The 20,159-nt window shown below is 70.9% G+C and carries 19 protein-coding genes; 8 read left to right on the plus strand and 11 right to left on the minus strand.

What is annotated here, in order from left to right; genetic code table 11:
* Window positions 1–9: 9 nt before the first annotated feature.
* Window positions 10–1,251, minus strand: a complete 1,242-nt coding sequence (locus EV279_RS08830; protein ID WP_133542676.1) for an extracellular solute-binding protein — start codon at window positions 1,249–1,251, stop codon at window positions 10–12.
* Window positions 1,252–1,376: 125 nt separating this feature from the next.
* Between EV279_RS08830 and EV279_RS08835 the strand changes: the two genes are divergently transcribed.
* Window positions 1,377–2,393: a LacI family DNA-binding transcriptional regulator gene (locus EV279_RS08835; protein ID WP_243728501.1), complete on the plus strand. Its 1,017-nt coding sequence runs from the start codon at window positions 1,377–1,379 to the stop codon at window positions 2,391–2,393.
* Here the strand turns inward: EV279_RS08835 and EV279_RS08840 are convergent.
* Together EV279_RS08840 and EV279_RS08845 are read right to left on the minus strand one after the other, a co-directional pair.
* Complete coding sequence (locus tag EV279_RS08840) at window positions 2,390–3,583, minus strand: hypothetical protein (RefSeq protein WP_133542680.1); 1,194 nt, start codon at window positions 3,581–3,583, stop codon at window positions 2,390–2,392. The two genes, EV279_RS08835 and EV279_RS08840, sit on opposite strands and share 4 nt — an antisense overlap.
* Before the next feature lie 121 nt (window positions 3,584–3,704).
* Entirely contained in the window at window positions 3,705–4,502 is a 798-nt protein-coding gene (locus tag EV279_RS08845; protein ID WP_243728502.1) for an IclR family transcriptional regulator, read from the minus strand.
* 61 nt (window positions 4,503–4,563) lie between these two features.
* Here EV279_RS08845 and hutH point away from each other — a divergent pair, with 61 nt between their 5' ends.
* The 3 genes from hutH to hutI all read left to right on the plus strand — a co-directional run bounded on the left by hutH (window position 4,564) and on the right by hutI (window position 9,362).
* Entirely contained in the window at window positions 4,564–6,171 is a 1,608-nt protein-coding gene (gene hutH, locus EV279_RS08850; protein ID WP_133542682.1) for a histidine ammonia-lyase, read from the plus strand.
* A gap of 103 nt (window positions 6,172–6,274) precedes the next feature.
* The gene (hutU, locus tag EV279_RS08855) at window positions 6,275–7,945 is read left to right on the plus strand and encodes a urocanate hydratase (RefSeq protein WP_133542684.1); all 1,671 of its coding nucleotides are present in this window, start codon (window positions 6,275–6,277) and stop codon (window positions 7,943–7,945) included.
* A gap of 85 nt (window positions 7,946–8,030) precedes the next feature.
* Window positions 8,031–9,362, plus strand: a complete 1,332-nt coding sequence (gene hutI, locus EV279_RS08860; protein WP_243728503.1) for an imidazolonepropionase — start codon at window positions 8,031–8,033, stop codon at window positions 9,360–9,362.
* A 43-nt stretch (window positions 9,363–9,405) separates the two neighbouring features.
* Here hutI and EV279_RS08865 read toward each other — a convergent pair whose 3' ends face one another.
* The 7 genes from EV279_RS08865 to EV279_RS08895 all read right to left on the minus strand — a co-directional run bounded on the left by EV279_RS08865 (window position 9,406) and on the right by EV279_RS08895 (window position 15,035).
* Entirely contained in the window at window positions 9,406–9,876 is a 471-nt protein-coding gene (locus EV279_RS08865) for a histidine phosphatase family protein (RefSeq protein ID WP_133542685.1), read from the minus strand.
* On the minus strand, window positions 9,873–10,847 hold the full coding sequence (locus tag EV279_RS08870; protein WP_166644491.1) for an arginase family protein: 975 nt from the start codon (window positions 10,845–10,847) through the stop codon (window positions 9,873–9,875). Before EV279_RS08870 ends, EV279_RS08865 begins: the two co-directional genes overlap by 4 nt.
* Window positions 10,847–11,194 carry a gamma-glutamylcyclotransferase family protein gene (locus EV279_RS08875; protein WP_133542687.1) on the minus strand — a complete coding sequence of 116 codons (348 nt, stop codon included), beginning with the start codon at window positions 11,192–11,194 and terminating at the stop codon, window positions 10,847–10,849. Before EV279_RS08875 ends, EV279_RS08870 begins: the two co-directional genes overlap by 1 nt.
* A gap of 9 nt (window positions 11,195–11,203) precedes the next feature.
* Window positions 11,204–12,475 (minus strand): DUF445 domain-containing protein, encoded by a 1,272-nt coding sequence (locus tag EV279_RS08880; protein WP_133542689.1) that lies wholly within the window; start codon window positions 12,473–12,475, stop codon window positions 11,204–11,206.
* A 90-nt stretch (window positions 12,476–12,565) separates the two neighbouring features.
* Window positions 12,566–13,021: a DUF1801 domain-containing protein gene (locus EV279_RS08885; protein ID WP_133542691.1), complete on the minus strand. Its 456-nt coding sequence runs from the start codon at window positions 13,019–13,021 to the stop codon at window positions 12,566–12,568.
* Between the two features lie 74 nt (window positions 13,022–13,095).
* Window positions 13,096–14,256 (minus strand): acyl-CoA dehydrogenase family protein, encoded by a 1,161-nt coding sequence (locus EV279_RS08890; RefSeq protein ID WP_133542693.1) that lies wholly within the window; start codon window positions 14,254–14,256, stop codon window positions 13,096–13,098.
* Window positions 14,257–14,276: 20 nt separating this feature from the next.
* Window positions 14,277–15,035 carry an alpha/beta hydrolase gene (locus EV279_RS08895; RefSeq protein ID WP_133542695.1) on the minus strand — a complete coding sequence of 253 codons (759 nt, stop codon included), beginning with the start codon at window positions 15,033–15,035 and terminating at the stop codon, window positions 14,277–14,279.
* Between the two features lie 54 nt (window positions 15,036–15,089).
* Between EV279_RS08895 and EV279_RS08900 the strand changes: the two genes are divergently transcribed.
* Entirely contained in the window at window positions 15,090–15,509 is a 420-nt protein-coding gene (locus EV279_RS08900; protein ID WP_133542697.1) for a pilus assembly protein CpaE, read from the plus strand.
* Window positions 15,510–15,668: 159 nt separating this feature from the next.
* On the opposite strand, the gene EV279_RS08905 is transcribed toward EV279_RS08900, so the two are convergent.
* Window positions 15,669–16,874, minus strand: a complete 1,206-nt coding sequence (locus tag EV279_RS08905) for an MFS transporter (protein WP_133542699.1) — start codon at window positions 16,872–16,874, stop codon at window positions 15,669–15,671.
* Window positions 16,875–17,284: 410 nt separating this feature from the next.
* Between EV279_RS08905 and nrdH the strand changes: the two genes are divergently transcribed.
* From nrdH to nrdE, 3 genes are read left to right on the plus strand one after another with little or no spacing between them, the layout of a single operon-like run.
* The gene (gene nrdH / locus EV279_RS08910) at window positions 17,285–17,518 is read left to right on the plus strand and encodes a glutaredoxin-like protein NrdH (RefSeq protein WP_133542700.1); all 234 of its coding nucleotides are present in this window, start codon (window positions 17,285–17,287) and stop codon (window positions 17,516–17,518) included.
* 47 nt (window positions 17,519–17,565) lie between these two features.
* A complete protein-coding gene (gene nrdI, locus EV279_RS08915) occupies window positions 17,566–18,000 on the plus strand; it encodes a class Ib ribonucleoside-diphosphate reductase assembly flavoprotein NrdI (protein WP_133542702.1) in 435 nt (144 codons plus the stop codon).
* Entirely contained in the window at window positions 17,982–20,138 is a 2,157-nt protein-coding gene (nrdE, locus tag EV279_RS08920; protein ID WP_133542704.1) for a class 1b ribonucleoside-diphosphate reductase subunit alpha, read from the plus strand. The genes nrdI and nrdE overlap by 19 nt, the downstream gene beginning before the upstream one ends.
* Window positions 20,139–20,159 lie beyond the last annotated feature (21 nt).

The following is a 20,159-nucleotide window of genomic DNA, read 5'->3' on the forward strand; positions in this document are numbered from 1 at the left end:
GGTTCCGGCTCAGCCGACGATGGCCTCGAGGTTGGACTGCACGGTGTCGAGGATCTGCTGGGGGTCCCCGTCCTTCAGCCCCTGGAGCTGCGAGTTGAAGTCGGTGATGACATCAGCGGTCCCCTCGTACGTCGGGATGCCCTGCGCGTAGTCGGCACCGGCGATGAACGCGGCGAGGTCGGGGTTGTCGGTCTTCCACTGCTCGGCGGCGGACTGGATCGACGGCATGACGCCGAACGCCTGCGAGAACGCGAGCTGCTGCTCGGTGCTGGTCAGGTACTGCACGAGGTCCAGCGCCGCCTCCTGGTTGGAGCTGTCGGCAGCCATGCCCCAGCAGTTCGTGAACTGCAGCGTGCCCTTGCCCGCGGGGCCCTCGGGAAGCTCCGCCACGATGTACTCGACGTCGGGGTAGTCGTTGGCCATCGCGCCCTGGATCCAGTTCCCCTCGATCGTCATCGCGGACAGCTGCTTGCCGAACGCTTCGCCGCCCCATCCGGCGCCGAGGTCCTGCGCATATGCGAAGGTTCCGGCGGCCATCTGGTCCTGGACATAGGTCAGGGCGTCGACGTTCTCCTGGCTGTTGGCGATCGGCTCGCCGTCCTCGACGAGGCCGCCGCCGGCCTGCGCCATGAAGGTTCCGAGCCGCTGCCACTCCCAGCCGTAGCCGAGGCCGACGACGCCGTCCTTCGTGAGGGTCTGCGCGACGGAGGCCAGCTCGTCCCACGTCGTGGGGATGTCGGCCTCGGTCAGGCCCGCGGCATCCCACAGTCCCTTGTTGATGATGAGGGCGAGCGTCGAGAAGTCCTTCGGGGCGCAGTAGAACTGGTCCTCGTAGGTGAAGTTCTCCACGAGCGAGGGGTAGAAGTCGTCCTTGTTCTCCAGGTCGTCGCCGTACGCCTGCAGCGAGCCGTTCGCGGCGTACCCGGCGAGGGCCTCCGTGGAGAGGTAGAACAGATCCGGCGGGTCGCCGGCGGCGAAGCCCTGCGAGAGCTGCTGATTGAGGTCACTGGCCACCGTGACCTCGGCGGGGGTGCCGGACTCCTCGGACCAGGCGGCCACGGCCTCGGTGACCGCATCGGTCTCGGCGTCGCCGCTCGAGCCGATCAGGATCGTGAGGCCGCTGTCGTCACCGCCCCCCTCGCCGGTGCTGCCTCCGTCGTCGAAACCCTGTCCGCAGCCGGCCAGTGCCAGCGCCGCGGTTGCTGTGAACGCGCCGAGGGCGAGAGCCCGCGCCGCTGTGTGCCGCTTCATGCGATCTCCTTCGATACATGCCCGACAGAAATTTGATCGTTCAAATCTCCGGTGTGGTGACAAGGTATTCTCGGGAACCGCACGTGTCAAGGGGTTTACGAGCGGCCCGGAAGGGTGGTGGCGAGGTGGTACGGCAGCCCACGGTCGAAGACGTCGCGCGCCTGGCGGGAGTGTCGAGGCAGACCGTCTCCAACGTCCTCAACGCGCCCGACATCGTGCGGGCGACGACCCGCGGCCGCGTCGAGGCGGCGATCGCCGAGCTCGGCTACGCGCCCTCCATGGCAGCGCGACGCCTGCGGACTCAGCAGAGCCACACCATCGGCATCCGTCTCGATCCCTACGCGGGCGGCATCTCGGGAATCGTGCTGGATCGGTTCATCCACGCCCTCACCGAACGCGCCACCCCGCGCGGCCTCCGGATCCTCGTGTACGCCGCGACCGATGCCGACGAGGAGATCCGTCGCATCCGTCAGCTGCGCGAGGGCGGTGAGATCGACCGCATCGTCCTCACCGGCACCTATGCCGGCGATCCGCGTGCCGAGTGGCTCGCGGAGCACGACATCCCGTACGTCGCCTTCGGCAGGCCCTGGGGCGAGCCCGGCGCGCAGGCGCTGGACGCCGATGCCTCGCGGCACTGGGTGGACGTGGACGGCGCGGCGGGCACGCGCGCCGCGACGCTCCACTCCCTCGCCGAGGGAGATCGCGTGGCCTTCCTCGGCTGGCCTGCCGGATCGGGCACGGGCGATGACCGCGAACGGGGGTGGCGCGAAGCCCTCGGGTGGGCGGAGGAGCCGCCCGCGGAGCTGCGGTGGACGTCGGTCGACAGCGTCTCCCGGGCCCGTGCGGTCGTCGAGGACGCACTGGCGGCGATGGATGTCGACGCCATCGTGTGCGCGAGCGACACCCTCGCGCTCGGAGCCCACCTCGCGGCCTCGCACGCCGGCCGCCCGCACCTGCTCGTCATCGGATTCGACAACACGCCCGTCGCCGAGGCGCTCGCGCTCTCGAGCGTCGAGCAGCGCCCCGAGCTCGTCGCGGACGCCGTCCTCGACCTTCTGGTCGCCGATCCCGCGACGGGAGGCGGGCCGTGGCACCGCCTCATCGAGCCGGAGCTCGTCGTGCGCAGCCGCGACGACGTCTAGGAGCCGTCGAGCTCCCCGCGGTCGTTCTCGGTCGCGACCTCCGGGAGGTCGCCGGAGATGCGGTCCGAGAACTCGCCGTCCGGCATCGCGACCGGAAAGCGCAGCGTTGCAGCGACGGGCGATCCGTCGATCAGCTCCGCCGTGGTGACCGCCCGCACGGTGCCGTCGGTGCGGAGCACCCGCGCGACGATCTCGTCGACGAGCGAGTACGCGCCGCTCGAGCCGGCCTCGGCCCGCTGGATGCGCCCGAACTCGTCGATGCGCCCCGCCGGCGTCGCGTTGACGTCGAAGCGCAGCTCTTCGACGGCGGCGGCGGATGCGGCGACCGCGACCTCCTCCAGCCGGGTCGTCGCGTGGCCGGCGCCGCGTCGCGTGCCGAAGAGCTCGCGCCACTCGGCGAGCTGCCGGCTCTCCCGCTCGCGCAGCACCTCCTCGGCGGCGCGGCGGAGGGCCTCCGCGTCGGCGGGCTGGCCGATGCCGGGCTCCAGGAGCAGGGGGTGGGTGTTCACCGCGCGGTACGCCGGCTCGAGCTCGGTGGCGGCCGCGAGGACGAGGGGCACAGCATCCGGTACCGCCTTGACGACCTCGTCCTGGATCGTGCGGCAGTAGCGTTCGCGCTCGATGCGCTCGCCGGTGCTGCCCTGTGCGCGCTGGCGCTCCGCCGATCCTTCCGTCGTCGTGCGCGTGAGCATGAGCGCGTGGTCGTCGGGAAGGTGGAGCGGGCGGTCGACCAGCCGGCCGTCCGGCGTCAGCTCTACCAGGCGCGCGCCGCCACCGGTGACCTCCACGATGAAGGCGCGGCGCACCGACGTCGTCGCCCGCAGGAGTCCGCCGGTGTCGAAGCGGTCGCCGACCTCGACGCGCGCTGAGACGTCGATCGCGATGCGGAACGCCTCGGTGCCGTCGGGTGAGGCGAGGAGGACGAGTCCTCGCGACTGGTGCTCCCAGAACTCGGTGTCGCCGAGCACGCCTCTGAGCCCCTCGAGAAGGGCGGCGGCGCGGCCGTGCCCGGGGTCGAGCGCCTCCAGACGGCGAGCCGCGTCGTCGATCTGATCGCGCAGCGCGATCTTGACGCGGTCGTGATCCTGGGGGAGCGGGGAGGACTCCGCGACGATCGTGACGCACGCGTCGTGGCGCTGATCCATGAGCTCGAGGATCCGGCTGGTCGAAGGGGTGTCTGAAGCGAGCATGCTGCCACGCTACGAACCGCCCGAGCCGTGGATGCAGGGGGTTGCAGGGGCGGGATGATTGGACTAACCCGAAGGCGGGCGGATGGCAGAGGCCCGCCGCCGATGCCCCCGGGCCCCCGGTTCAGCGGCCGTAGAGCCGGCGCGACAGCTCGGTCGCCGCGTGAGCGACGTGCGCGGCGAGGGACGAGGCATCCCGATCCGCCTCGACCGGCCACGTGACGGCGATCGCCGCAGTGGGCCATTTCACGTGATCGAGCACGGCGATGCCGATCGACTGCAGTCCGAGCGTGACCTCGCCGTCCTCGGTCGCCCAGCCCGTCGCCCGCACCTGTCGCAGCAGCTCCCGGAGGTCGCCCGGTGTCCGCGGGCCGCGGCCGGTCCGGTCCGCGAACGCCGAGGCGTCGGGGAACAGCGCCCGGACCTGCTCGCGGGGGAGGACCGCGAGCATCGCCCGGCCCGACGCCGTCAGGTGGGCCGGGAGGCGCACGCCGACGTCCGTCACGAGGGCGGGCCGCCGCGGCGCGCGCTCCTCGACGATGTAGACGACGTCGCGCCCGCTCATGACGGCGAGGTGCGCGCTCTCGCCGGCGCGGTCGGCGAGCTCGGCGAGGAGGGGGCGTCCGAGTCGCGCAAGCGGCGCCTGCCGCGCGTAGCCGCCGGCGAGCTCGAACGCGGCGACGCCGAGTCCCCAGCGGCGCTCGGCGGGGACGTGCACGACGAACCCGTGACCCTCCAGCGCGGCGAGGAGGTGGTACACGGTGGAGCGGGGGATGCCGAGGTGCGTCGCGATCGTGCGGGCAGCCACAGGGCCCCGCTGGCGCCCGAGGAACGTCAGGATCCGCAGGGTCTGATCCGCGGCGGGCACCTGCGGGCGGGGCGGTGCCGTGTCCGCGGCGTGCGGCGCTGGATCGTCTGGCATGACAGACACAGGATGCCACGGCACCCTGTGCGACGCGAGCGGCGCGGTGTGGAATCGACGCATGACCACCGTCACCCCCGCCCTCGAGGTCGTCACAGTCGGCGCGGAGCCGCTGCGCCGCGCCGACGTCGTCGCGGTCGCGCGCCGCGGCGCTCGCGTCGAGATCGCCCCCGCCGCTCTCGCCCGCGTCGCCGAGACCCGCGCGCTCGTGGAGGGACTGGCCGGCGACCCCGACCCGCACTACGGCATCTCGACGGGGTTCGGCGCCCTCGCGACGACCTTCATCGCCCCCGAGCGCCGGCGGCAGTTGCAGGCGTCGCTCATCCGTTCGCACGCGGCCGGGACGGGTGCGGAGGTCGAGAGCGAGGTCGTGCGCGCGCTGCACCTCCTGCGCCTGCAGGCGCTGGCGTCGGGGCGCACGGGCGTGCGCCCCGTCGTCGTCGAGACCTACGCCGCGATGCTCAATGCCGGCATCACGCCGATCGTGCGCGAGTACGGCTCGCTCGGCTGCTCGGGCGACCTCGCGCCGCTGTCCCACGTCGCGCTCGCCGCGATGGGCGAGGGGGAGGTCCGTGTCAGCGACTCCCGGTCGTCGAGCGAGCGCAGCGAGACGAAACGCGCCGCCGCGGAGGCGCTGGCCGAGGCATCCATCCCGCCCCTCGAGCTGCGCGAGAAGGAGGGTCTCGCACTCATCAACGGCACCGACGGGATGCTCGGGATGCTGCTGCTCGCCCTCGACGACCTGCGCGTGCTGCTCGACACCGCCGACGTGGCCGCGGCGATGTCGGTCGAGGCGCTTCTCGGCACGGATGCGGTGTTCGCCGCCGACCTCATGGCGCTGCGTCCGCAGATCGGCCAGGCGACCTCGGCCGCGCACCTGCGCGACCTGCTCGCCGGGTCGGCCATCATGGCGTCGCACCGCGATCCGGCGGTCTGCACGCGCGTGCAGGACGCCTACTCGCTGCGCTGCTCCCCGCAGGTGCACGGAGCCGCCCGCGACACGGCGTCGCACGCGGCGCTCGTCGCCGAGCGGGAGCTCGCGGCATCCGTCGACAATCCCGTCATCACCGACGACGGCCGCGTCGAGTCCAACGGCAACTTCCATGGGGCGCCGGTCGCCTACGTGCTCGACTTCCTCGCGATCGCCGTGGCCGACGTCGCCTCGATCTCGGAGCGCCGGACCGACCGCGCCCTCGACGTCGCGCGCAGTCAGGGGCTGCCGCCGTTCCTCGCCGATGAGGCCGGCGTCGACTCCGGGCTCATGATCGCGCAGTACGCCGCGGCGGGGATCGTGTCCGAGCTCAAGCGGCTCGCGGTGCCGGCATCCGTGGACTCCATCCCGTCGTCGGCGATGCAGGAGGACCACGTCTCGATGGGGTGGGCCGCCGCCCGCAAGCTCCGCCGCTCCATCGACGGGCTCGCCCGCGTGCTGGCGATCGAGATCCTGACGGCCGCCCGGGCGCTCGACCTGCGGGCGCCGCTGCAGCCTGCCGCCGCGACCCGCGCCGCGCGCGATGTCGTGCGCTCCGTCGCGGCGGGCCCGGGCCGCGACCGCTTCGTCTCGCCCGACCTCGAGGCCGTGACGGAGCTCGTCCTGTCGGGCGCGATCGCCGAGGCCGCGCTCGGCAGATCTGAGGAGAACGGCAGGACTGAGGATGCCTCGCGCTGATCCCTCCTCCAAAGTGCAGATCTCCTCTCCTGTGACGACCCCGGCGACCCTTCCGACCCCGGCGACCCTTCCGACCCACGACCGCCACGACGAAAGGCATGTCATGACCGATGTCACCACGGCCCGAGGCGTCCGCGCCCCCCGCGGATCGGAGCGGACGGCGAAGAGCTGGGGCGCCGAGGCAGCCAAGCGGATGCTGATGAACAACCTCGATCCCGAGGTGGCCGAGCACCCGGAGGATCTCGTCGTGTACGGCGGCACGGGCAGGGCGGCGCGGTCGTGGGAGGCGTTCGACGCCATCGTGCGCACCCTGGACGAGCTCGAGCCGGATGAGACGCTGCTCGTGCAGTCCGGCAAGCCCGTGGGAGTGTTCCGCACCCACGAGTGGGCCCCGCGCGTGCTGATCGCCAACTCCAACCTCGTCGGCGACTGGGCGACGTGGCCGGAGTTCCGCCGCCTGGAGCAGCTCGGTCTCACGATGTACGGCCAGATGACGGCGGGGTCGTGGATCTACATCGGGACGCAGGGCATCCTTCAGGGCACCTACGAGACGTTCGCGGCGGTCGCGCGCTCGCTCGGGCGGGAGTCGCTCGCGGGGACCTTGACCCTGACGGGCGGATGCGGCGGCATGGGCGGCGCGCAGCCCCTTGCGGTCACCCTCAACGGCGGCGCCGTGCTCATCGTCGACGTCGACGAGTCGCGCCTGGCCCGCCGCGTGGAGCACGGCTACCTCGACGAGTACACCACCGACCTCGACACCGCCATCGCCCGCGTCACGGCGGCCCGCGCCGCGGGCGAGGCGCTCTCGGTCGGCTTCGTCGGCAACGCCGCGGAGGTCTTCCCGGATCTCCTGCTGCGCCACCGGGCCGGCGACCTCGCGATCGACGTCGTGACAGACCAGACGAGCGCGCACGATCCGCTGGCCTACCTCCCGGTCGGCATCCGGTTCGAGGCCTGGCGGGCCGAGGCATCCCGTGATCCCGAGGGCTTCACCGCCCGGGCGCGGGGGAGCATGGCCAAGCACGTGGCGGCGATGGTCGGCTTCCAGGATGCCGGAGCCGCCGTCTTCGACTACGGCAACTCGATACGGGCCGAGGCGAAGCTCGGCGGGTTCGAGCGGGCCTTCGACTTCCCCGGCTTCGTGCCGGCCTACATCCGGCCCCAGTTCGCCGAGGGGCGCGGACCCTTCCGCTGGGTGGCGCTGTCGGGAGACCCCGAGGACATCCGCAAGACCGACCGCGCCGTCATGGAGCTCTTCCCGGATAACGCGGGGCTCGTCCGGTGGCTCGAGAAGGCAGGCGACGCTGTGCACTTCGAGGGGCTCCCGGCCCGTATCTGCTGGCTGGGCTACAAGGAGCGGCACCTCGCGGGCCTGAAGTTCAACGAGATGGTCGCCTCGGGCGAGCTGTCCGGCCCGATCGTGATCGGCCGGGACCACCTCGATGCCGGATCGGTCGCCTCGCCCTACCGCGAGACCGAGGCGATGGCCGACGGCTCGGACGCCATCGCCGACTGGCCGCTGCTGAATGCCCTCCTCAACACGGCCTCGGGCGCGTCGTGGGTCTCGATCCACCACGGCGGCGGGGTGGGCATCGGGCGCTCGATCCACGCCGGCCAGGTGACCGTCGCCGACGGCACGGACCTCGCGGCGCAGAAGCTCGAGCGGGTCCTGACGAACGACCCCGGCACGGGCGTCATGCGCCATGTCGACGCCGGATACGAGCGGGCGCGCGAGGTCGCCGCCGAGCGCGGCCTCAAGGTGCCGATGCTGTGACTGCTCTGCGCGAGACTTCACGCCGGGTCCGGCGCGGCGTGCCGCGGCCCGTTCGTGACCTCTCGCGCGGGGGAGAGGGGATGCCGTGAGCACGACGCTCATCACGAACATCGGCGAGCTGACGACCAATGTCGCCGTCGCGGGCGATCCGTGCGGAACGATGACGGATGCCGCGGTCCTGATCGAGGGCGGGCGCATCGCGTGGGTGGGCGCGGCAGCGGAGGCGCAGCGCGTTTCGTCTCGTCGCTTCGCTCCTCGCTCAACGACCGGTGACGGGGCTTCCCGGTCGTTGAGCGAGCGGAGCGAGACGAAACGCCCCGGTGATGAGGCTTTCCGGTCGTTGAGCGAGCCGAGCGAGACGAATCGCCCCGGGCCTTCCCATGACCTCGAAGTCGTCGACGCCGGCGGCCGGGCGGTCATCCCGGGGTTCGTCGACAGCCACACGCACCTCGTGTTCGGCGGCGAACGTGCCGACGAGTTCGCGGCGCGTATGAGCGGGGAGTCCTATGCCGCGGGAGGCATACGCCGGACGGTCGCCGCGACTCGCGCCGCCGGCGACGACGAACTGCGCCGCCGCCTCGCGGGGTTCGTGGCCGAGCTGCACCGCCAGGGCACGACGACCTTCGAGGTCAAGACCGGGTACGGGTTGACCGTGCACGACGAGGCGCGCCTCGCGCGGCTCGCGGCCGAGGTCACGCCGGAGGTCACGTTCCTCGGCGCGCACGTCGTTCCGGGCGAGTTCGCGCAGGCCCGCGACGAGTACGTCGATCTCGTCTGCGGACACATGCTCGCGGCCTGCGCGCCGCACAGCCGCTGGATCGACGTCTTCTGCGAGCGAGGAGCCTTCACCCCGGACGAGTCGCGGCGAGTCCTCGCCGCCGGCATCGCGCACGGGCTGCTGCCGAGGGTGCACGGCAACCAGCTCGGTCGCGGGGAGGGCGTGCGCATCGCGGTGGAGCTGGGTGCGGCATCCGTCGATCACTGCACCTATCTGGACGACGAGGATGTCGCGGCGCTCGCCGGGTCGGACACCGTCGCGACGCTGCTGCCCGGCGTCGAGTTCTCCACGCGGCAGCCGTACCCCGACGCGCGCCGTCTGCTCGACGCGGGTGTCACCGTCGCCCTCGCCAGCGACTGCAATCCGGGCTCGAGCTTCACGAGTTCGATGCCCCTCATGATCGCGCTCGCCGTGCGGGAGATGGGCATGACGCCGGCCGAGGCGGTGTGGGCGGCGACCGCCGGCGGAGCCCGGGCGCTCCGCCGCGACGACATCGGCGCGGTCGCCGCCGGCCTCCGAGCCGACCTCGTGCTGCTCGACGCCCCGACCCGGGTACACCTCGCCTACCGCCCGGGTGTGCCCCTCGTCTCCGCCGTCTGGAAGGACGGCGCGCGGCTCCCGGCCGGCCCCCGTCCGTGAGGCCGATGCGGCAGCAGACGTGAGCCGCAGAAGGAGGTCTGGCTCAGCGCGGGGTGTCGAGGGTCCAGGACTCCGGATCGACGGCGGTCGCGACCTCCCAGTCGTCCTCGTCCCACACGAAGGTCGCGACGGCGCAGGTCGGCATGTGGCCGATGCCGCCGTCCGAGAGCTGACCGGCCAGGACCGTCATGCCGGGGTCGTGGGCGACGACGACGACCGAGCCGACACCGCGCTCGGCTCCCGCGCGCAGGAGGAGCGACGCCGGCGCGCCGTACAGCCGCTCCTGCCGCTCGACGGGAACGCCGAGCGCCTGGCCGAAGAAGCCGGCCGTCGTCGATGCGCGCAGCGCCGTGCTCGACAGGATCGCGTCGGCGCGGAAGCCCGTCCCGGCGAGCCGCGCGGCCATGCGGGGCGCATCGCGCAGTCCCCGGTCGTTGAGCGGCCGGTCGTGGTCGTCGAGCGAGGCATCGCCCCAGTCCGATTTGGCGTGGCGCACGAGCACGAGCCTCGTCATCGCGGAATCCTTCCTGCCAGGAGCTCCAGCACGCACAGCGCGGCGAGGCGCACAGTCCGCCCGTCGGGGGCATCGGCCGTCGCATCGACCTCGGCGATGTCGGCGCTGCGGAGGCGGGGATCGGATGCCGCGTGCCGCACAAGCGCGCGAAGCTCCCACGCCGCGAGACCGCCGGGCACCGAGGCCGGGCAGCCCGGCGCGACGGAGCGGTCGCACACGTCGACGTCGATGTCGAGGTGGATGCCGCCACCGCCCGCGCCCGCGTCGGCCACCGCGCCCGCGCTGGCCACACCGCCCGCGCCCGCGCCGGCCACCGCGCCCCCGCCCGCTACCGCGCCCCCGCCGGCCACCTCGAGGGCCTCCTGCATGACGTCGGCGATCCCCCGGCGACGCACGTCGTCGAGCGGGATCACGGTGATCCCGTACTCCTCGGCGCGCCGCGCGTAGGCGACCGAGTTGGCGAAGTCGGCGATGCCGATCTGCACGATCCGACGGCCGTCCAGCCCGTCGGCGACGAGTCTGCGCACGGGGGAGCCGTTGGAGACGCCGTCCCGGAGGTCGAGGTGGGCATCCAGCGTGATGAGCCCGTCGGCGCGCATCCCCTGTGCGACCGAGTACGTGAGGGAGTTGTCCCCGCCGATCGCGACGACGAGCCCCGCACGCGCGGCGAGCTCCGCGACCCTCGAGCGCACCCGCGCCTCGCCTTCCGGCCCGTCGGGATCCTCGACGTCACCCGCGTCGACGATCCGCATCGCCTCGGCGAGGTCGATCGCGGGCGGCCCCACGAGGGTCGGGCTGTAGCGCGCCAGCGCGTCCCGTACGGCGCCGGGAGTCGCGTTGGCGCCGGTCGGGGAGAGCGACGTCCGCCAGGCGGGGATGCCGACGATCGCGGCATCCACCTCGCCCTCCGTCTCGTCGAACGACGGCCATCCGCCCGCGCGGGGCCAGAGCGGATCGTGTGGGAGCGCCATCAGATCGACACGTACACCCAGGCGTCGCGACCGCTGGCCAGCGCGACCGATTCGCGGACGTAGAGCGACACCTCGTACTCGTCGGCGGCGTCGAGCTCGTCGGCCGTCAGCCACATCGCCTTTCCGACGACCTTGTCGTGCCGGTTGCCGGTCGCGCGCACCACGGGATGAACCGCGAGACCCGACAGGTCGACGACGCGGTAGTCCTCGATCTCGGCGTAGTCGACCGTGTAGCCGGGCAGCACATCGTCCTCTCCGGCGATGATCCGCCCGAAGATGTCGAGCTGGACCTGCGGATCGTGCAGCGTGCCGTAACTGAAGAGCAGCTGGTCGGCGGGCTCGGGCATGCGGCCAGATTATCCGAGCAGCGCGTGCGCGATCGAGAAGATGACGAGGCCCGCGAGAGCTCCGACGATGGTGCCGTTGAGCCGGATGTACTGCAGGTCGCGGCCCACCATGAGCTCGATCTTCTCCGTCGTCTCGGCCGGGTCCCACCGCTCGACGGTGTCGGTGATGATCGACGCGATGTCGTGCCGGTAGCGGTCGACGAGGAAGACCGCGGCATCCGTCACCCACGTGTCGACCCGGTGCTGCAGCGGGGGCTCGGTCGCGAGCCGTTCGCCGACCTCCGCGATCGCCGTCGCCGCCCGGCGGCGCAGTCCGCTCTCGGGATCGGCGAGCGACGACAGCAGCCCCGCCTTGGCCGTGTTCCACGCCTCGGCGGCGAGCTCCCGCACGCGGGGGCTGTCGAACAGCGTCAGCTTCGCGTCCTCGAGGCGCCCGATCGTGGCGGGGTCGTGCTGCAGGTTGTCCGCGAGGCGGTCGAGGTACCCGTCGATGGCCTTGCGCGCGGGATGCTGCGGATCGGCGCGGACCGCCGCGGCGAACTTGACCGCCTCGTTGTAGACGGTGTCGTCGATGAGCCGCGATGCGAGCGAGGGCATCCAGGCGGGGAGCCGCCGCGATACGAGTCCGGCGAAGGCCGCCTGGTTGCTCGCGAGCCACAGCTGGATCGTCTCGACCGCCATGTCGACGGCTCCGTGGTGCGCGCCGGACTCCACGATGCGGCCGAGCCATGCCCCGAGCGGCGGCCCCCAGTCGGGCTGGAGGAGATGCTCTCGGGCCAGCTGTTCGATGACGTCCTGCACGTCCTCGTCACTGAGCGCCCGCAAGACGCCGGATGCCATGACGGATGCCTCAGCGGTCACCCTCTCGGCGTGCACGGGCTCGCGGAGCCACTCGCCGGCGTGCTGCGCGATCCTCGTCGCCTCGAGCTTGGTCCGCACGACCTCGGCGGAGAGGAAGTTCGTCTCGACGAACTCGCCCAGGGTGCGGCCGATCTCGTCCTTGCGGTTCGGAATGATCGCCGTGTGCGGAATGGGGATGCCGAGGGGATGCCGGAACAGGGCGGTCACGGCGAACCAGTCTGCGAGCGCGCCGACCATGCCGCCCTCGGCCGCCGCGCGCACATACGCCAGCGCGGGCACCTGCTCCTCGAACGCGAACGACACGAGGAAGACGACGGCCATCCCCAGGAGCGCCCCGAGGGCGACGCCCTTCATGACGCGCAGGCCGCGTCGCCGCTCCTGATCCGCGGGGGTGAGCAGTTGCGTCGGCGTGCGGCTCATCCGGTCATCCTCGCACGCGGGCGAGCCTGCGTCGCCAGGGCTTGCGCGGCGATACCCGAGCGGGCGGGCCCGGGCCGCGGGGAGGCTCCCTCAGCCGGCGGCTCGGCGCACGAGCTCGGCGATGCGCTCTCGATCGCCCTCGCCGAGCGACAGGATCGCGTACGACGTGGGCCACATCTGCCCGTCGTCGAGTCGGGCCGCCGACTCGAAGCCGAGGGTCGCGTAGCGGTCCTTGTACTTGCCCGCCGCCTTGAAGAAGACCACGACCTTGCCGTCGCGCGTGTAGGCGGGGAAGCCGTACCACGTCTTCGACGCGAGCTGCGGAGCCTCGGCCTGCACGATGTCATCGATCCCCTGCGCGATCGACCGGTCGCTGTCGTCCATCTCGGCGATGGCGTCGAGGAGATCCTGCCGGTCGATCGCCGCCCTCTCCTCGGCGCTCTTCCCCTTGCGCTCCTGCTTCTTCAGCTCGGCTGCGCGCTGCCGCATCGCGGCGCGCTCGTCGGCGGTGAACCCGGACTTCGTGTTGCGTTCTGCTGTGCTCATGCGGGCCACGCTATTCACGCGGCACCCGGTTCGCTTCTCGAATCCTGCTCGATCGGCGAGACGGCGGCTTCGGCTCAGCCCGTCACCGGCCCGAGCCAGGCCGTGGCGACCGTCGAGTGCGCCGACTCAGGGTCGGAGGGATGGAAGAGGCCCGCGAGCACGTCGCGGTACAGGCGGCTGAGCTCGGAGCCGGCGAAGTACGACGATCCGCCCGCGACGAGCACGGCGTCGTCGACGACCGCCTTGGCCGTCGTGACGGCGCGGTGCTTGACGCCCGACAGCAGCGAGAACCAGCGGGGCCCGTGATCTACCAGGTCGTCGACGTCGCGCGAGAGCGACGCGAGCTGCGGCGAGAGCGCGTCGTACGCGAGCGCCATGTCGGCGATCCGCCACCGGATGTCGGGATCCTGCGCGAGGGCCTGGCCGGTCCGCTTCGAGGTGCGCCGGTGCGCCGTCGCCACCGCCAGGTCGAGAGCGCGGCGCGCGATCCCGGTGTAGACCGACGCGAGCAGCAGCTCGAACACGCTGAAGATGCCGAACACGATCGGGTCGGGGTTCGGGCCCGGGTCGATCCGCCGGACGACGCGCTCGGCCGGCGCGACGACGCCGTGGAGCTCCGTCGTGCGGCTCTGCGTTCCTCGCATGCCGAGAGTGTCCCAGTCGTCACGCGTCACCACCGCGTCCGAACGCGACACGAAGGCGTAGACCATCTTCGGGCCGTCGGGGCTCGTCGTGTCGAGACCGTGCAGACCGAGCTGCGTCCACACGGGCGCGAGCGACGTGAAGATCTTCGTGCCGGTGAACGCGTACGAGCCGTCGGGCAGAGGGGCGGCCTCCGTGTCGCTGCCGAACAGCACGAGGTCGTTGCCCGCCTCGCTGATGCCGAACGCGAAGATCTCGCCGGCGGCGGCGCCCTCCTGCACGAAGCGCAGGGAGTCCACGCCGCGGTCGGCCAGCACCTTCGCAACCCCGGTCCACACGAGGTGCATGTTGATCGCGAGGGCCGTCGCGGGTGCGGCGGTGGCGAGGCGCTGCTGGAGGATGGATGCCTCGGCCAGCCCGAGCCCCTCTCCGCCGAGCTCCCTCGGCACGAGGATCGCAAGGTAGCCCGCGGCTTTCATGTCGGCGAGGTCGCCGTCGGGGAAGGTGTTGTCGCGGTCGTGCACCGCGGCGCGCTCCCGGAAGCGCTCGAGGAGCTCGTCGGGAAGCAGGACGGTCGGATCGAACGGGCTCACTCTGCCATTGTCGCGGCAGATCAGGTCCGGAGGGCGTCGAGCAGATGGCGCATCGTGTCCTCCGGCTTGTCGCGGTGCGGCGAGTGGCCGGCGCCCTCGACGACCAAGACCGACACGTGCGGATTGCGGAGCACCTCGTCGACGAGCGCCCCCTTGAAGATCGAGTACACCGCGGGGTCGGACGCGATGACGTGGGTGGGAACGAGCAGGTGGGCCGCGGCATCCCGGACATCCCACCCGGGATTCTGGATGCTCGTCTGCTCGACCGCCCAGCGGCTCGCCTGCTGCGCCGACAGCGCCTTCAGCTCGACGTCCTGCTCGTGCCAGTCCGGGTGCTCCGCCCGCACGGCGGCGACCGTGGGGTCGTCGAACGACCGCTCCTGCGAGTCGCGCACGACCTCGCGATCGCGCGCGCTCAGGTGGATCGCCGGGTCGATGAGGACGAGGCGCCGCGTCCAGCCGAAGTGGTCGGCGGCCGCGCGCGTCGCGGCGGCACCGCCGAGGGAATGGGCGACGACGAGGTCCCAGTGGTCGCGGCCGGCGGGGACGCTGACCCGCAGGTCGGCCGCGTACGCGTCGATGGAGTAGTCGAGTGCGCGCGGCGCGCCGCCGTGCCCGCGCATATCGACCGCGACGGCGTGCCACCCCGCATCGGCGAGTGCCACGCCGTACCGCCACATGAGGGCGCCGTTCGAGCCCAGTCCGTGGACGAGAAGGGCGTGGCGCGACGACGACGGGTCGCCCCACGACAGCGTCGGGAGGGTCAGGGGAGCTGGCATGCGCCCAGCATATGGTCGGCCCCGGCGGGCTCTGCACGCGAGAAGATGGTCGGCATGATCTCCACGGAGCTGGCCGTCGCGCTGCGCGACGCGGGCCTCGTCTGGCACCCGCGATCCGGTGACCGGTTCCAGCTCGACGAGCCCGAGTTCGAGGCGGACATCTTCACGGTCAGCGAGATGACGATCGAGCCGCGGGAGTACCCGACGGGCAAGATCCTCGCCTTCAACGGCACGACCGAGTGGGCCCTCGACTCCGTCGCCCTCGAGGACGCGCTGTGGCTCCCGCGCGAGGACCAGCTGCGGGAGATGCTCCGGGGCACCTTCAAGTCCCTGCGTCGGCTCGCCGACACGCACGAGGTCGAGATCGTCCTCCGGCAGGGCGAGGAGTCGGAGCGCGTGCTCGTGTTCGAGCACCCGGAGCCCGCCGACGCCTACGCCCTCGCTCTGCTCGAGCTGCTCAAGCGCCTCGAGTGACCTTGGTCAGACCCCGATCGTGAGGGGCGCAGTGCAGCCGCCGGTCGGCGAGCCCGACGTCGAGGCGAGCCGTGGATGCCGCCGTCGTCGCCGAAGACGCTGTCGCTCTGCAGCGACACCGGCGAGAGGCTGCCGACGCCGTCTTCGTACCCGGCCGGGTCAGGTGATCGTCGGGACGGGCTCGGTGTCGGGGATGGGGCTCGCGTCGCGCCCGCGCAGGTCGGGGAAGCCGCGCACGAAGACGGCCGAGACGAGGAGGCCCGCGACAGCGAAGGCGGTCGCCGCCCAGTAGGCGCCCTGCGGTCCGACGCCGTCGATGAGGAACCCCGCGACGGCGGAGCCCGCGGCCGCGCCGATCAGCTGGCCCGTGCCGATCCAGCCGAACGACTCGGCCGTCTCGCTGAACTTCACGCTCGCCGAGGTCATCGCGAACATCACGGCGAGGGCCGGGGCGATCCCGATCCCGGCGACGAAGAGCGATCCGCCGAGCCAGAACGCATTGAGCGAGAACGTCGTGAGCGCCAGCCCGGCGGCGACGACCGCGAAGCGCCGGGTCATCGCCCACGGGCCGATCGGGATATGTCCGAAGGTGAGCCCGCCGGCGAGGCTGCCGATCGAGAACACCGCGAGCACGACGCCCGCCTCGATCCCGTCGTGGCCGAACGTCGCCACGACCCCTGCCTCCACGGCCGCGCACGCACCGATGAGGAGGAAGCCGGTGACCGTCGCGAGCACGACGGGGGGCTTGGCGAGCACCTTGCCGAAGCTCCGCCGGCTGCGCGGGATGCGCACCCGGCCGACCTCGGGGGACAGGATGAACCAGGTCCCGCCGCCGACGAGGATCACGACCACCAGCAGCAGGCCCTGCACCGTGCCGGCCTGCGTCGAGACGAAGGTGATGAGCACGGGCGCGATGATCCAGATGATCTCCTGCAGCGACGCGTCGAGCGAGAACAGCGGAGTCAGCTGGCGCGAGTTGACCATCTTCGGATAGATGGTGCGCACCGCGGACTGGACGGGGGGAGTGGACAGCCCCGCGACGAGGCCGAGCGCCATGTACACCGGGACGGTCGACTGGACCAGGGCGAGCGCGGTGATGGATGCCGCGCACACGACGAGCGTGGTGGTGAGGACCCGCCGCATCCCCCAGATGCCCATCCAGCGGCTCGTGACGGGGCCGGCGACGGCCTGGCCGACGGAGGTGGCGGCGAGGACGAGGCCGGCGGCGCCGTACGAACCCGTCACCTGCTCGATGTGCAGGAGGATCGCGAGGCTCGTCATGCCGTTGGGCAGCCGGGCCGTCAGCTGCGCCGCGATGATGCGGGCGACGCCGGGTGTGCGCAGCAGATCGCGGTACCCGGCCATTGCTCCACGGTATCGCGGGAGGGTGGCCCCCGACGCTCTCACGCCCTGACCGCGGGTGCGGGGGCCGCCGCGGACGACATGTCGATGGATGCCGCGACACGCCGGAGACGTCATCCACAGGCGAATCCGTGTCGGTGGCCCGAAGTAACGTCGACGTGCTGTGGACGGCTGGGGCCGCGGCATCCGAAACCGGCGGGATTCAGGCGTTTTCCAGGTTCGCAAGAACCTCGCCGCCTGTGGATGAAACGGTGGAGAAGCTGTGTTGTACATGTTGAGAACGGTGGAAAACTACACGGATGTAACTACTAGCCCTTGTGGTGCTATCCAATGTCCGTACCCATATGTAGTATTGGACTCCCGGTGGGGGGACCGCCGGTCAGAACACCGGATGTGAGGGGAGAACAGAACACATGGCGATCACGGTCTACACGAAACCCGCTTGTGTGCAGTGCAACGCGACCTACCGCGCGCTCGACTCGAAGGGCATCGAATACGAGGTCCACGACCTCTCTCAGGACCCCGCCGCGCTCGAGCAGGTGAAGGCGCTCGGCTACCTGCAGGCGCCCGTCGTCATCACCGACGAGGACCACTGGTCGGGCTTCCGTCCCGACAAGATCGACGAGCTCGCCGCCCGTCTTTCCTGACCTCCCCTCGACGGAGCTCAGGATCTGCGCTCGAGAAGGGAGAGGACATGAGCGCTCTGGCCACGACCGCGCCGCTCCTGGTCTACTTCTCGAGCGTCTCAGGGAACACCGCCCGCTTCATCGAGAAGCTCGGCCTTCCCGCGACGCGCATCCCCCTCCATTCCGGTGAGCCTCCGCTCGTCGTCGACGAGCCGTTCGTCCTGGTCACTCCCACCTACGGGGGTGGCCAGGGCAGAGGCGAGGAGAAGGGCGCCGTACCCAAGCAGGTGATCCGGTTCCTCAACGACGAACGGAACCGTCAGCACCTCCGCGGAGTGATCTCCGCGGGCAACACCAACTTCGGCGATGCGTTCTGCCTCGCCGGCGACATCATCAGCCGCAAGTGTCACGTGCCCCACTTGTACCGGCTCGAGGTTTTCGGCACGCCGGACGATGTGGATCGCGTGAGCGACGGATTGGAACGATGGTGGAAGCTGCACTGAAAGAGACCGACTTCAAGACGGATCCGCGCTTCGAGGGGCTCGATTACCACGCCCTCAACGCGATGCTGAACCTGTACGGCCCGGACGGGAAGATCCAGTTCGACGCCGACCGCCGCGCTGCCCGGGAGTACTTCCTGCAGCACGTCAACCAGAACACGGTCTTCTTCCACTCGCTCAAGGAGCGCCTGGACTACCTCGTCGAGAAGCAGTACTACGAACCCGAGGTGCTCGCGAAGTACCCGTTCGAGTTCATCCAGCAGCTCAACGATCGCGCCTACGGCAAGAAGTTCCGCTTCGACACGTTCCTCGGAGCCTTCAAGTACTACACGAGCTACACGCTCAAGACCTTCGACGGCAAGCGGTACCTCGAGCGCTTCGAGGACCGCGTGGTGATGACGGCGCTGGGCCTCGCCGACGGCGACCAGGAGCTCGCGACCGCGCTCGTCGACGAGATCATCGCCGGCCGCTTCCAGCCGGCGACCCCGACGTTCCTCAACACGGGCAAGGCGCAGCGCGGCGAGCTCGTGTCGTGCTTCCTCCTGCGGATCGAAGACAACATGGAGTCGATCGCGCGCGGCATCAACTCGGCGCTCCAGCTCTCCAAGCGGGGCGGCGGCGTCGCCCTCCTGCTCTCCAACATCCGCGAGGCGGGCGCGCCGATCAAGCAGATCGAGAACCAGTCGTCCGGCATCATCCCCGTCATGAAGCTCCTCGAGGACAGCTTCAGCTACGCCAACCAGCTGGGCGCACGGCAGGGCGCCGGCGCGGTGTACCTCTCGGCGCACCACCCCGACATCCTCCGCTTCCTCGACACCAAGCGCGAGAACGCCGACGAGAAGATCCGCATCAAGACGCTGTCGCTCGGCGTCGTCATCCCTGACATCACCTTCGAGCTCGCCAAGAACGACGAGGACATGTACCTCTTCTCGCCGTACGACGTCGAGCGCGTCTACGGCATCCCGTTCGGCGACGTCTCGGTCACGGAGAAGTACCGCGAGATGGTCGACGATGCGCGCATCAAGAAGACGAAGATCAACGCGCGGGAGTTCTTCCAGACGCTCGCCGAGATCCAGTTCGAGTCGGGCTACCCGTACATCATGTTCGAGGACACGGTGAACAAGGCCAACCCGATCAAGGGCCGCATCAACATGTCCAACCTCTGCAGCGAGATCCTGCAGGTGAACACGCCGACGACGTACAACGAGGACCTCTCGTACGCCGAGATCGGCAAGGACATCTCCTGCAACCTCGGATCGATGAATATCGCGCTCGCGATGGACGGAGGCGACCTCGGGCAGACGGTCGAGACGGCGATCCGGGCGCTCACGGCGGTGAGCAACCAGAGCCACATCGCCTCGGTCCGTTCGATCGAGGACGGCAACGACCGGTCGCACGCGATCGGCCTCGGGCAGATGAACCTGCACGGCTACCTCGCGCGCGAGCACGTGCGCTACGGCTCGGAAGAGGGCCTCGACTTCACGAACATCTACTTCTACACCGTGCTCTACCACGCCCTCCGCGCCTCGAACCGCATCGCGATCGAGCGCGGCCAGGCCTTCGACGGCTTCGCAGACTCCACGTACGCGTCGGGGCAGTTCTTCGACAAGTACACCGAGCAGGCATGGGAGCCGCAGACCGAGAAGGTGAAGGAGCTGTTCGCCGGCATCCCGATCCCGACCCAGGACGACTGGCGCGCTCTCAAGGCATCGATCCAGGAGCACGGCATCTACAACCAGAACCTGCAGGCCGTGCCCCCGACCGGATCGATCTCGTACATCAACAACTCGACGTCGTCGATCCACCCGATCGCGTCGAAGATCGAGATCCGCAAGGAAGGCAAGATCGGCCGCGTCTACTACCCGGCGCCGTTCATGACGAACGACAACCTCGAGTACTACGAGGACGCCTACGAGATCGGTTACGAGAAGGTCATCGACACGTATGCCGCGGCGACGCAGCACGTCGACCAGGGCCTGTCCCTCACGCTCTTCTTCAAGGACACCGCGACCACGCGCGATATCAACAAGGCTCAGATCTACGCCTGGCGCAAGGGCATCAAGACGATCTACTACATCCGCCTCCGCCAGATGGCGCTCGAGGGCACCGACGTGTCCGAGTGCGTCAGCTGCATGCTGTGACCCGCGGACCTCTCGATCTCG

It is taken from the genome of Microbacterium sp. BK668 (assembly GCF_004362195.1).
Lineage (GTDB): Bacteria > Actinomycetota > Actinomycetes > Actinomycetales > Microbacteriaceae > Microbacterium.

What these genes read in the sequence shown, in the direction of transcription:
- EV279_RS08875 (WP_133542687.1), bottom strand. Translation starts at nt 11,194, where the DNA reads ATGCCCGAGCCCGCCGACCAGCTGCTCTTCAGTTACGGCACGCTGCAC.
- EV279_RS08840 (WP_133542680.1), bottom strand. Translation starts at nt 3,583, where the DNA reads ATGCTCGCTTCAGACACCCCTTCGACCAGCCGGATCCTCGAGCTCATG.
- hutH (WP_133542682.1), top strand. Translation starts at nt 4,564, where the DNA reads ATGACCACCGTCACCCCCGCCCTCGAGGTCGTCACAGTCGGCGCGGAG.
- hutU (WP_133542684.1), top strand. Translation starts at nt 6,275, where the DNA reads ATGACCGATGTCACCACGGCCCGAGGCGTCCGCGCCCCCCGCGGATCG.
- EV279_RS08865 (WP_133542685.1), bottom strand. Translation starts at nt 9,876, where the DNA reads ATGACGAGGCTCGTGCTCGTGCGCCACGCCAAATCGGACTGGGGCGAT.
- EV279_RS08870 (WP_166644491.1), bottom strand. Translation starts at nt 10,847, where the DNA reads ATGGCGCTCCCACACGATCCGCTCTGGCCCCGCGCGGGCGGATGGCCG.
- EV279_RS08895 (WP_133542695.1), bottom strand. Translation starts at nt 15,035, where the DNA reads ATGCCAGCTCCCCTGACCCTCCCGACGCTGTCGTGGGGCGACCCGTCG.
- EV279_RS08880 (WP_133542689.1), bottom strand. Translation starts at nt 12,475, where the DNA reads ATGAGCCGCACGCCGACGCAACTGCTCACCCCCGCGGATCAGGAGCGG.
- nrdH (WP_133542700.1), top strand. Translation starts at nt 17,285, where the DNA reads ATGGCGATCACGGTCTACACGAAACCCGCTTGTGTGCAGTGCAACGCG.
- nrdI (WP_133542702.1), top strand. Translation starts at nt 17,566, where the DNA reads ATGAGCGCTCTGGCCACGACCGCGCCGCTCCTGGTCTACTTCTCGAGC.
- EV279_RS08885 (WP_133542691.1), bottom strand. Translation starts at nt 13,021, where the DNA reads ATGAGCACAGCAGAACGCAACACGAAGTCCGGGTTCACCGCCGACGAG.
- EV279_RS08905 (WP_133542699.1), bottom strand. Translation starts at nt 16,874, where the DNA reads ATGGCCGGGTACCGCGATCTGCTGCGCACACCCGGCGTCGCCCGCATC.
- EV279_RS08900 (WP_133542697.1), top strand. Translation starts at nt 15,090, where the DNA reads ATGATCTCCACGGAGCTGGCCGTCGCGCTGCGCGACGCGGGCCTCGTC.
- nrdE (WP_133542704.1), top strand. Translation starts at nt 17,982, where the DNA reads ATGGTGGAAGCTGCACTGAAAGAGACCGACTTCAAGACGGATCCGCGC.
- EV279_RS08845 (WP_243728502.1), bottom strand. Translation starts at nt 4,502, where the DNA reads ATGCCAGACGATCCAGCGCCGCACGCCGCGGACACGGCACCGCCCCGC.
- EV279_RS08830 (WP_133542676.1), bottom strand. Translation starts at nt 1,251, where the DNA reads ATGAAGCGGCACACAGCGGCGCGGGCTCTCGCCCTCGGCGCGTTCACA.